Annotated in this window: 10 protein-coding genes, 1 tRNA gene and 1 pseudogene; 3 read left to right on the top strand and 9 right to left on the bottom strand. The window is 57.2% G+C overall.

What is annotated here, in order from left to right; translation table 11 throughout:
• The first annotated feature begins 25 nt into the window (after window positions 1-25).
• Both pgsA and M5C56_RS04135 read left to right on the top strand, forming a co-directional pair.
• Window positions 26-595 carry a CDP-diacylglycerol--glycerol-3-phosphate 3-phosphatidyltransferase gene (gene pgsA, locus M5C56_RS04140; RefSeq protein WP_103495325.1) on the top strand — a complete coding sequence of 190 codons (570 nt, stop codon included), beginning with the start codon at window positions 26-28 and terminating at the stop codon, window positions 593-595.
• 63 nt (window positions 596-658) lie between these two features.
• Window positions 659-734: transfer RNA gene (locus tag M5C56_RS04135), tRNA-Gly, on the top strand.
• Window positions 735-970: 236 nt separating this feature from the next.
• Here the strand turns inward: M5C56_RS04135 and M5C56_RS04130 are convergent.
• The 7 genes and pseudogenes from M5C56_RS04130 to M5C56_RS04100 all read right to left on the bottom strand — a co-directional run.
• Window positions 971-1208 (bottom strand): annotated as a pseudogene (locus tag M5C56_RS04130) (IS3 family transposase); the annotation flags it as partial.
• A 26-nt stretch (window positions 1209-1234) separates the two neighbouring features.
• Window positions 1235-2140, bottom strand: coding sequence for a biotin/lipoyl-binding protein (locus M5C56_RS04125; protein WP_103497306.1), 906 nt, complete (start codon window positions 2138-2140; stop codon window positions 1235-1237).
• The gene (locus M5C56_RS04120) at window positions 2137-2889 is read right to left on the bottom strand and encodes an ABC transporter ATP-binding protein (protein WP_103497305.1); all 753 of its coding nucleotides are present in this window, start codon (window positions 2887-2889) and stop codon (window positions 2137-2139) included. The genes M5C56_RS04125 and M5C56_RS04120 overlap by 4 nt, the downstream gene beginning before the upstream one ends.
• Window positions 2890-2897: 8 nt before the next feature.
• Window positions 2898-4028: an ABC transporter permease gene (locus tag M5C56_RS04115; RefSeq protein ID WP_103497304.1), complete on the bottom strand. Its 1131-nt coding sequence runs from the start codon at window positions 4026-4028 to the stop codon at window positions 2898-2900.
• Window positions 4028-5377, bottom strand: a complete 1350-nt coding sequence (locus M5C56_RS04110) for a TolC family protein (protein WP_248763626.1) — start codon at window positions 5375-5377, stop codon at window positions 4028-4030. The genes M5C56_RS04115 and M5C56_RS04110 overlap by 1 nt, the downstream gene beginning before the upstream one ends.
• A 456-nt stretch (window positions 5378-5833) precedes the next feature.
• Window positions 5834-6895 (bottom strand): ATP-binding protein, encoded by a 1062-nt coding sequence (locus M5C56_RS04105; protein ID WP_103497303.1) that lies wholly within the window; start codon window positions 6893-6895, stop codon window positions 5834-5836.
• Window positions 6892-7641: a response regulator gene (locus M5C56_RS04100; RefSeq protein ID WP_103497307.1), complete on the bottom strand. Its 750-nt coding sequence runs from the start codon at window positions 7639-7641 to the stop codon at window positions 6892-6894. The genes M5C56_RS04105 and M5C56_RS04100 overlap by 4 nt, the downstream gene beginning before the upstream one ends.
• 454 nt (window positions 7642-8095) lie before the next feature.
• Here M5C56_RS04100 and M5C56_RS04095 point away from each other — a divergent pair, with 454 nt between their 5' ends.
• On the top strand, window positions 8096-8713 hold the full coding sequence (locus tag M5C56_RS04095) for a TetR/AcrR family transcriptional regulator (RefSeq protein ID WP_103497302.1): 618 nt from the start codon (window positions 8096-8098) through the stop codon (window positions 8711-8713).
• Window positions 8714-8934: 221 nt separating this feature from the next.
• Here M5C56_RS04095 and M5C56_RS04090 read toward each other — a convergent pair whose 3' ends face one another.
• On the bottom strand, window positions 8935-9720 hold the full coding sequence (locus M5C56_RS04090) for an SDR family oxidoreductase (RefSeq protein ID WP_103497301.1): 786 nt from the start codon (window positions 9718-9720) through the stop codon (window positions 8935-8937).
• A gap of 66 nt (window positions 9721-9786) precedes the next feature.
• Window positions 9787-11247: an efflux transporter outer membrane subunit gene (locus M5C56_RS04085; protein WP_103497300.1), complete on the bottom strand. Its 1461-nt coding sequence runs from the start codon at window positions 11245-11247 to the stop codon at window positions 9787-9789.
• Window positions 11248-11432 lie beyond the last annotated feature (185 nt).

Here is an 11432-nt window from a genome sequence, read left to right as displayed (position 1 = left end):
TTCAACCTCGTAGCCAGTTGTGCCGATGAATATCCCTAATCTGATCACCGTTCTACGCGTCGTACTCATTCCGATTTTCATTTTGCTGTTTTACCTGCCTTACCAGTGGAGTTACACGGCGGCCAGTTCGGTGTTTGCCTTTGCGGCGGCGACGGATTGGCTGGACGGCTACCTGGCCCGTCGCCTGGAGCAGAGCACGCCGTTCGGCGCGTTTCTCGACCCGGTGGCGGACAAGCTGATGGTGGCCGTGGCGCTGGTATTGCTGGTGCAGGAGCATGGCAACCTGTGGTTGACCTTGCCGGCGGCGGTGATTATCGGTCGTGAGATCGTGGTCTCGGCCCTGCGCGAGTGGATGGCTGAAATCGGGGAGCGGGCGCAGGTCGCCGTTTCCAACATGGGCAAATGGAAAACCGCGGCGCAGATGCTGGCGTTGGTGATCCTGCTGGCCAACCCGTCGGACTTCAGCTTCTGGGTGCTGGTGGGCTATACCTTGCTGATGGCGGCGGCGGTGCTGACCCTGTGGTCGATGCTGCAGTATCTGCGGGCGGCGTGGCCGCATTTGAAGTTCAATTCGGAAAATCCTGAAAAGAAATAAAACTATTTTGAATCAAGGGGTTGACGGGGTGCGTAGATTCTATAGAATGCGCATCACCAAGACGCGGGAATAGCTCAGTTGGTAGAGCACGACCTTGCCAAGGTCGGGGTCGCGAGTTCGAGTCTCGTTTCCCGCTCCAAATATAGCGCCGCAGAGTTCCATTGAATTCTGCAGGCGATTGAAAACAGGACCTTCGGGTCCTTTTTTCGTTCCGGCGGGCACCCTGAAATCCAGCGCCATAATGAACAGCTCAATGCTCGTTGACTGCCAGTTGCTAGGATAGAACAGTTCCGTTTTCAGCCGGCCGAAGCAGCCTTCACAAGCCGCTTTGTCAGGCGAGCATCCCTTGCGCGACATCGAATGATGTCAGTTCTGCATTCGGGCTCGATGATAGAAATTAGAGCTTCGGGCCAGGCCCAGCGCTTCAAACGGCTCTGACAAGGAGTTAGGGCATCAGCCCGCAATGTCTTCTCACGATTGGTCAGGACTTGCCGGTCGATGCCCGTATCTTTTTTATGAGTTCATTCGCCTTCATCAACAGGTCGTACTCAAGCTGTAGACGGCGCACGTTGAACCGAAGAGATCCAAGTTTCCGTTCCAACTCTTTTCGTTCCGATGACGATGGAGTTTCTTGGAGGGCTATTGTGCTCCGAACCGCACAAGCATTCGTTGCCCCACGCGCAGCGACGCCGGAGGGGGCTGGTCGAGTGCCAATATGCATTCAACCATGCGCATATTGGCTCGTACCAATGGGTCGTCTTCGAGTGTGCTGTTACCCAATACCGCGCTGATGCGTACTACATGGGCGGAAAGGGGCGGTAAACCGTTGTCGCTGTCATTCGACACGTAGGCCTTCATCCCTGGGGTCACAACACCGGTAAAGGATTCATTCAGCTCGGCGCGCACGATGCGTGCTTCATTTGGTAGCAATATGAAGGACGGCCCCGATTGTGGAGAGACTGTAGCGCCAGGCTGGATCAGGCGCCGGACCACCTCGGCTTCGAACGGTGCATAAAGGCTGCGTTGCGCTAGTTCATAGTTCGCGGTGGTGAGTTTTCTTGCTGCCATTTCAGCTTCGCCATGGTTCTTTTCAATGTCGTCGCGCAACTGCTCGGCAGCCTCCCGGGCGTCATCGGCGCTCTGGATGTCACCAGCGCCCGCAGTAGCAGCCGCCATCAGGCGTTTGGCTTTCTCGTCGGCAAACTTGAAGCGTCTTTCCAATTGCCTGTTTTGATCCTTTACTCGCTGTTGCTCGGCCTGTGCCGTGTGCACGGCCAGGCGTGAGAGTTCGCTGTCCAATGAGGCCAGCAACTGACCTCTCTTGACGTGGTCGCCTTCTTTGACCTTGATATCGATAACCACACCGTCGCGGGTGACACCCAGTTTGAGCAATCCTCCTTCCACATCAATACGTCCACGGGCAACAGCCAGATAGGTGGGGTTCAAGACCGCCGCCTTCGGCGGTGCTTCGTCCCGCGGGCAGCCGGTCAAAAAGAAAAGTGCGCTAGTCAGAACCAGCCATGGGCCAAGTGAATGCGAGTTCATAAAGAGTGTTCCTGGGGGCCGGTAACGTTGGCCGGTCGAAGGGAAGGGGAGTGATCGCTCAAGATGCGGCCGTCTTCTATGGTCAAGACACGGTCCGTATGGCTGACCAGGCGCGGGTCGTGGCTGACACACAGCACGGTCGTACCGCGTACACGGGCAATGCGGTGCAATATGTCGATCACGATTTGGCCGTTGGCGGAGTCCAGGGCGCTGGTTGGTTCGTCGGCGAACAACAATTCGGGCGTTTTGGCTACGGCGCGAGCGATGGCTACACGCTGCTTTTCGCCGCCGGACAGCTCGGCCGGACGCAACCTCATGCGCGGTCCCAGTCCGACTTCTTCTAGTGCCTCAATGGCGCGCCTTTGCACTTCCTTTTGTGGGAGTCCGAGATAGCTCAGAGGCAGTTCGACCTGTTGCAATGCACTCAGGGCCGGAAACAGATTGAAACCCTGGAATACAAAGCCCGTGTGATGGAGGCGAAAGCGCTCCAGTGCCCGTGCGTCGAGCCCTGCCAGATCTTGTCCCAACGCCATGACCCGGCCTTGATCGGGACGCTGCAAGCCGCTGAGAATGGCCAGCAGGGTGCTTTTCCCGCAACCAGAGGGCCCCGAGATCAATGTCAGCTCGCCCGGCCGTACTGACAGGGTGAGTTCATGCAGCACGCTGGTGGCGACCCGCCCTGACGCAAACGACTTACTGATACCCTTGGCCTGAAGCGTGAAGGGGGTTACCGATATCTGGTTTTTCATGGACTGTGTTATCTCAAAAGACTCGCCGGGTCGGCGTGGCGTAAGGAGCGGATGGCGGCCAGGCCGGAGACCAGCGCCAGGGCCAAGCTCAAGAGCAGGCAAGTCCCGGCCGCAACAGGTGAAAGTTCCACTGGCACGTTGAAGTGCCCCGCAAGCGCGAAGAGCGCGCCAGCCAGGATGCTGCTGCCCAGCAGTCCCAGCGCCCCGACCCAGAGCGCCTGCTCCATCACCACTTTGCGCAGAGCATTCACGCCGACGCCAAGGGCGTTCAAGGTCGCGTATTCGCGGATTGAACCAATGACCGCGGCCACCAGGGTCTGGCTGGTAATCACCGCGCCCACCAGGAACACAATCGCCGCCAGAAACAATACGCCGGCTCCGGCCCCGGTATCGAACATCCAATACATCTGCGAGCGGTAAGCGAATTGTTTTGCTGTCCACACCGCGTAGTTGCCAAACGCTGGCGCGCCGTTAAGGCGATTGGCAACGGTATCTGCCTGGCTTGGGTCGCGCACCTTGGCCACGAGGTAGGTGATTCGGTCGACGGCGGCGGAGGGATCGAGTTGCTGGGCCGTGGCCAGTGACGCCACGACGTTTACCCCGCCCAGTGCCCGCAACCCGCTAGTGATACCCACTACGCGCACCCGACGACCGTTGATGGTGGCTGCGTCTCCGAGGTTAACCCCCAGGTTACCCAGGTCGGCCCGGTCGACGATCACGGCACCGGGCTCGTTCAGACGTGCACGCAGCATAGCTGGCAGTACGCGTTCAAACATCAAGCCTTGCGGCCCGGCCTCGATGCCGGAGACAAATACCGAGACGCCTCCTGTATCACGTGTGCCACGCCAATCGGCGTCCACCCAGCGGAACGGCTCCACCCTGAGTACATCGGGATCCATCCGCAACCGCATCTCCACATCTGAATCGATCGGCCTTCCCAGGTTGACGCTTTGGGTGCCGGGATAACCCACCCAGAGATCGGCTCTAGAGCCGGTGATGTACACGCTGGCACTACCGAAGATCCCCAGTACCAGGGCGGCCTGGAGCAATTGCAGCAAACCGGCGAAGCCCACGGCAATCATCGCGGGTAGGAAGCGGCGCCACTCATGGATCAAGGTTTGACGGGCGAGTGCAACCATCAGTCAGCATCCTTCAGGGGGGCTACCGGCAACGGCGCGCCGCCGAGCGCCTTGTACAGCGCTACATAGGCGATATTGCGCTCGGTACTGGCCCTGTCGGTCCGTTGTTGGGCGCGCAGTTTTTCCACCTGGGCACTTGCCAAATCCAGGTTGCTCAGCAGTCCCGCTCGGGACCGCTGTTGCAATGCATCCAGGCGCGCCTGCGTGGCGGCATAGGCCTGGCGGGATGATTGCTCGCGCAAACGCAGTTGCTCCAAGTCGCTCATGGCGATTTCGGCTTCGGCGACGCCCTGCAATACCGATTGCCGATAAGCCAGTACCGCGGCTTGCATTTGATGGTCCTTGGCTCGCGCATTGGCCACACGCAGGCCCCAGTCGAACAATGGGATACTGATCCCCGGCCCGACCGAGAAGATGCTGTTGCCGGAGGGAGTCCGCTTGCGATTGCTGGCAATGTTCAGCGACCACTGCAGTGATGTGCCGAAGTTGATGTGCGGATAAATATCAGCCTGGCTCATGCCCAGCTCTCCGGCTGCGATAATGACCTCGGCTTCGGCGCTGGCAATTTCAGGGCGCGTACGCAGCAGGTCTGTCGGTACGCTGCTGAGTTGCCATTGGCCAAGCTTGGGTTGCAGCCCTGGTTGCAGCCAAAGAGGTTCCGGGCCAGTCTGGCCCGACAGTAATGCTAACTGTTGCGCGTTGCGGCTTATCAACTGGCGCGGCTTGGCCAGAGCCATCTCGGCCTGCGCCAGTTCGGCCCGGGCGCCATCAACGTCCGAGAGTGGCGCCAATTTTAAATGCTCGCGAACGAGTACCAGCTTTAGTTTTTCACGCTGAATGTCGCGGACTGTTGCCAGGGTACGTTCCATTTGTTGCGCAGACCGCAGCTCGATCCAACACCGAGTGACCTCTGCGACCAACGACACCTGGACGGTGCGCAAGTCGGCTTCTACCAGCGCCTGGTTTCCCTGGGCGAGGCGATTGGCACTCTGTTTTGCACCAAACAATGGAAGCTCCCACAATGCATCGAAACCGATCAGGAAGTACGAAGTGCTGGTATCGGGGCTGACGGAATCTCGGGTCTTTATGCCCAGCGTGGGCCGGAAAGGCGACTGGGCATGCTGGCTCAGTCCCCGTGTTGCACGCAGGCGTTCCGTTGCTTGAGCCACGTTCAGGTTGTTGCGCAGCGCCTGATCGACCAGAGCATCCAGCTTTGGGTCATTGAAGGCGTGCCACCATTGATTAAAGTCTGGTCGCAGTGGCAAAGCATCGGACGGCATGTTGCGCCAACTGTAGGGGGTCGGGGCTTTCAACGCCGGCAATGGGGCGACCGAACAGCCGGCCAACACCGACACCACCAGCGATAGAGTACACAGAGTTCGATAGGACTCCGGTCTGATAAGATGTTTAATCGTAGTCACCTACATGTGCAGATGTTGCTGTTTCGGAAGGTGTGATCGTGTTGACTGGATATGGTTGTTCCGGCACTGATCAATACGCCAGTCAATGGGGCGGTAATCAATCCGTAAAAATATGCATCCGTGGTCCTGGTGAGTGAAATGCCGAGGTCGTACAGTGTCCGTTTCTCGCGATCTGAAAATATTTAAATTATCAAAGCGATGCGAGGGGGATTCATTCAAGTAAATTTCACGTCGTTGACGTTTGTCCGGTGGCCCTTTTTTATATTAAACCGCAGCTATTGAAAACAAGGCGGTGTCCACGCGAAGCGAGTAAGGAAAAGTGTCGGTATTGCTTTTTCCTAAAGCGTCTCAATACAGCGATGCACACGGTGATCACTTTTTTGATTAGGCTGGCCAGCTGAGTTCGAACAGTGTTCCCCTGTTTGCCACGCTGCGACAGATAATGGTTCCTCCATGGGCAAGGGCGATGGCTCGCACGACAGCCAGACCTAACCCGCTTCCACCCTGGGCCCTGGACCGAGAGTTTTCACCGCGCTGGAACGCTTCAAAAATATGCTTGGCGAGTTTTTCATCAATGCCAGGGCCTTCATCTTTGACTCTCAGGTAATTGATTTCATTTTTGCTACTAAGCTGCACGATGACATTTCCCGGTGTGGCATGCCGTCGAATATTATCCAAGAGTGCCAATAACGCTTGCCGAATCCTCGCCGGGTCACAGCGCAAAGGCCGTCTTTGCAGATCCAGTTGTAGAGCAAATCCAGCAGACTGCAGAGTGGGCTCGAATAACTGCGCATCGGCCTCGATCTCAGTGGCCAGATCCGATTCCTGCAGGGTAAGTTCGAGGTGTCCGCCGTCCGCCAAACCAACAACCCGAAGATCTTCGATCAATCGGGTCAATCCTTCGACTTGAGTCAGCAAACTATAGAACTGCGAGGTGTCCGGTTCGAATACGCCTTCAGCCAAGCCCTGTAAACGTCCACGCAAGATGGTCAGGGGAGTGCGTAGTTCGTGTGCAATCGCCGCATTCCAAAAAGCCTGTTCTTCTGCCATGCGCTTCAATCGTTTAGCCATGCTATTAAAATCGTCCACTAATAAGGCGGCTTCTCCCAGCGACTGGTCGCCGGCCACCGCTCGAGCATCAAGGTCGCCATCGGCCAACTTTCGAAGACTACCGGCCACGGAGTTCAGGGGCATTAAAATTCGCCGAGATAACTTTATCGCCGCGATGGCCCCCACGCCCAAACTGACACCGGTGGTCAATATCATCCATGCCCACTCGATCTTTGTCGGTAACCACTCGTCCAGCTCCGCACTGGTAGGAGGCCAGAGCGTCCATAGCAACGCATAAAAAACATAGGAGCCCACTATGGCCAAGGCTATGACGCAGAGCACCACGGCAGACATGGACAAAACAATCTGCCGGCTCAAGCCATTAGGCATCCTCATTCGATACTCCCGAATCGGTAGCCAACGCCTCGAATACTCGCAGGCACACCCTGTAGTCCCAGGTCTTCGATCTTTCTGCGTAACTTGCTGAGATGGCTGTCGACTGTCCGCTCCAAGCTCTCACTATCCGGTGAACAGGCGGCCAGCAATTCTGCCCGGCTGAATACTCTCTTGGGTGATTTTGCCAACTGAGCCAGTAACTTGAACTCCGTTACCGTCAAGGAAAGCGGGAATTTTTCAGCGCCGATGCACACCACGACTTCATGACTTTCGATGTCGATTTCAAATGCATCCACGCGCAACACATTACGACAGGCGCTGTAGCCATAATTGCTCGATCGTCGCAAAACCGCCTGGGTCCGTGCGACTACTTCGGCCGGGTTGAACGGTTTGACAATGTAATCGTCGGCACCGATACGCAGGCCCATCAGTTTGTCCATGTCCTGGTCCTGTGCCGTCAGCATGATCACCGGAGTGTTGCCCCGGTGTCGAACCTCGGCGAGCACCATCCAGCCGTCCAAATTCGGCATCAGCACATCCAGCAGCATGAGATCCGGCTTGAGTGTCTGATGCATTTCAAGGGCGCGACGACCGTCAAGGGCGTGGGCCGTTCGAAAGCCGGCGCGTTTCAAATAGGCCGTCAGAATATCCGCGATTTCAGGCTCGTCTTCCGCGATCAGTACAAGCGCCTTGGACTCTCTGGCACTGTCAATTCGGGGCGCCGATGCCGCGGGGAAGTCGCTCATGTCGTACTCTGTCAATGTGTTGTGGGCTTTCTTGTGCATATTCCCACGGTTATCTATCTTGTCCATGATCAAAGATCGAATCTTGGATCACAGAAGCTATGTCTTGCCGATTTTGGCCTTCGCATACCGATGTGGAGGAGTCGAAGGGGCTTCATAACCGCCGACAGAGCGCGCTCCATTGGGTTGAATTGTCTATAAGAAGGGTGGAGAGATATGGGAGGTTCTGTGGAGGAATGATGGAGAGCCGAAATATTTATTTTGGTTTTTCCCATCGTGGCAGCGGCTCATCGCTGTCAAAATAACGAGTATCGATCAGAAGCGGCTCGTAACTGGGGTGGAAGGCATCCAGTAGATTGCGTAGACGCAGTCATATCCTCAGAATGATTTTTTTCGTGACGATATTACAACTCGGTCACTGGTTGTCAGCCGCCTTTGAGGTGAGTAAGCTGTTTGCATGAACCAGCCAATACCAGCACCCAGCGTCCGTGGTCCAGTGGACCATGAGATCCGAGACCAGATTGTCGCGGCGGCCAACGAACATTTCAGTCAATATGGTTACGGCAAGACCACTGTGTCGGACCTGGCCAAGGCCATCGGGTTCTCCAAGGCTTACATCTACAAGTTTTTTGATTCCAAGCAGGCGATCGGCGAAGCCATTTGCAAAAATTGTCTGACGCAAATCGTTGCCGCCGTGGAGAAGGCCATCAATGTCGATGGTATTTCGCCAACGGAGCGCTTTAGACGTTTGGTCAAGACCCTGGTGGCCACGAGCGCGGACTTGTTCTTCAATGACCGAAAGCTCTACGACATTGCCGCGTTTTCTGCCTCGGAGCACTGGCCAAGCTCGGAGGTCTATGACGCACAAATCAAAAGCTTTGTATTGCAAATCGTACGGGAGGGGCGAGAACTCGGTGAGTTCGAGCGCAGAACGCCACTGGACGAGACGGTAGATGCGATACATCTGGCACTACGGCCTTTCGTCAATCCGTTGCTGTTGCAGTACAACCTCGATCTCATCGAGGACGCCCCCACGCTCACCTCCAACCTCATCTTGCGTAGCCTCATGCCCTGAGCTTCGGCTGAGGACTCATATCATTCCAATGTAACGACGCATTCCCCCCCCTTGCGATCCCCCCCTCAATGAAAGGTGTTCATTTGCCTGGATTGTGACTATTTAAATAAATAGTCACGTGAATAAGTATGGCGCTTCCGTTCTTGAGCGGTCGCCATGATTCGGAGTCGCCGCAGGCCTCCGTTTTTCTCCAGGTCAGGTCTTTGGGTTTTATGTGCCTTTCAGGCGCCCATGATGCGTGCCATGAGACCTTGGTGGAACCGACGCGGCGTGGCCCAGGTCAGGACGGTCATAGCCTTGTTGCCAAAGCCCGGCACGACACTCAATCGTCCGGCTTGCAGCGCTCGAATGCCTGCGCGGACCACGGGTTGTGGCTGCATCATGATCATTTTCAAGGCTGGCGTAATCGTTTGCCTGGCGCTTTGTGCAAAACCGGTATCCGACATCCCCGGACAGAGTGCCGTCACGATGACACCGTCGCTTTTGAGTTCACGATGCAACGCATCAGAGAAGCGCAGCACGTAAGCTTTAGCGGCAGAGTAAACGGCAAAATTCTTCACGCCTTGAAAAGACAGCAGGCTGGCGACCATCAGGATGTGTCCACGCTTGCGGGCTCGCATGTCTAGCGCGAAGACGTGAGTCAGGGCCGTCAGACTGGCGATATCCAGATCGATCATGGCCAGGGAGCGATCCAGGGACTGATCCAGAAAAGGCCCTTGCAATCCATGTCCCGCATTGTTGATGAGCACATCGACCACTATTTTGCGCTCGCTCAGCCGCTGATGCAGTTCGATGACCGCGGGGATCGACGACAGGTCTACTTGCTCGACGATCACATCGATGGCGAAACGCTGGCGCAACTGCGCTGATAACGCTTCGAGCTTATCCAGTCTGCGTGCTACCAGGACAAGCGATTTCCCCTGCGCGGCATATTGTCGGGCAAACTCCTCGCCAAATCCGCTTGAAGCGCCTGTGATGAGTACCCAGGAATGTTCGTTTGGTTTCATATCGATGATCTCGGGTTGTCGAGCCAATAGAGGAGGGGGTATGAAGAACTGCCGGGGCTGATCAACTCAGCGACTGGCCACTGGTTTGGTTTCTGGCGGTTGCCAGCCACCCCCCAGGGCCCTGAATGCAGCGACCGCCGCCCGTGCCGATTCCGTTCGCGCTTGCGCCCTGGCATCGGAGGCTTGCAGCAGTGTCTCGTCGGCAGTCAAAACATCGATCAGGCTGGCCGTGCCTTTCTGATAGGCAATGAACGACGACTGCTGCGCCTGTGCCAACGACGCTTCGCCCCGGGTGAGAGTGGTTGTCTGGGCCTCTCGATTCACCAGTGCGGAGAATGCGTTCTCAACGTCCTCGGTGGCGCGCAGTACGGACTGGCGGTATGCGGCGAGGGCTTCGGCTTCCTGTCCCTTGGCTTGATCGATTTGGGCGTTGATGCGGCCAAAGTCGAAGAGTCTCCAGCGCAGACCTAATGTGCCCGCCGACTGGCTGGCGCCGTTGCTGAAAAGATTGCCGCCGGATAGGGAGGTGGCGCTGCCCAGCAATGCGCTGAGGGAGAATTTGGGGTAGTACTCGGCAACTGCCTCTGCGATGCGCGCATTGGAGGCCGCGAGGCGGCGTTCGGCCACGATGAGGTCTGGCCTGCGGCGCAGCAAATCGGCCGGTGTTCCCGTGCCCTTTATCTGCGGCGCGAGAGGAATGTTTCCCGCGTTTGCCAGTTGCGTGCGATGAGTGCCGGGCGGGGTGCCTAACATGATATCCAATGCATTCATTGCGGCATCCAGGCCAGTCTGCAGAGCTGGCACTGTCGCTTGGACCTGGGCCAGCGTGCCCTCGGTCTGGCGAACCTGATAGCTGGCGGCGAGGCCCTTGCTGTAGAGCAGTTGGACCTTCTCCAGCAGTTCCTGCTGCGTTTTGACCTGTTGGTTCGCAATGTTCAGGCGGGCCTGCAATCCTCGGACGGTGATGTAGATATCGGCGGTCTGCGCCGAAACCGCCAGCCTTGTGGCTGCGGCGCCCGCCTCGGAAGCTTGGTACTCGGCCAATGCTGCTTCGCGTCCACGACGCAGGCCACCAAAGAGGTCCACCTCCCAGCTGGCACCGAGGTTGAGTTCGTAAGTACTTCCGTACCGATCATAGCCAGGCGTTGAATTCAGCACCTGGCCGAGCGGGGTTTCGACTGATTGGTGGGCGCGCGCAGCCTGGCCGCTGATATTGCCCGAGGGTAGTAAAGCGGCATTGGCCGAACCCAGGCCCGCCCGCGCCTGCGCGACTCGCGCCGAGGCCTGCGCCAGGTCCAGGTTCTGCTCGAGTGCCTTGGCGACGAACTCGGTCAGCGCCGGATCATCAAAGCCTTCCCACCAGTCCACGAGACTGGCGGGCATCGCCGCGGGCCGCTGTTCGACAAGGGGCTGACCCAGGAAACGGTCCGGAAGCGGAGCGTCCGGACGGTGGTAGTCCGGACCGACCGCGCAACCTGCCATCAAGCTGGCGCTCACCAAAAGAGCTACGGGGCGGAAAGAAGGCATTGAGATTCCTTGAGTCGAAAATGATTTGTGACTATATTTCATAATGGTCACTCGTTGTCAATTGACGCTCATGGGCTAAATAATCTGGAGGGGATACAGAAGGCGTCGATGCATATAGTCGCGTTGATGTTGCGCAGTTTGGCACCCTGAATGTGACCATTGACAGTAATGGTCACTAGTCTGAG

The organism is Pseudomonas sp. MWU13-2862 (assembly GCF_023242495.1).
GTDB classification, from domain to species: Bacteria; Pseudomonadota; Gammaproteobacteria; order Pseudomonadales; family Pseudomonadaceae; genus Aquipseudomonas; species Aquipseudomonas gingeri_D.
The sequence above is the reverse complement of the archived record's forward strand: the minus strand, read 5'-3'. Positions and strand labels throughout refer to the sequence as shown.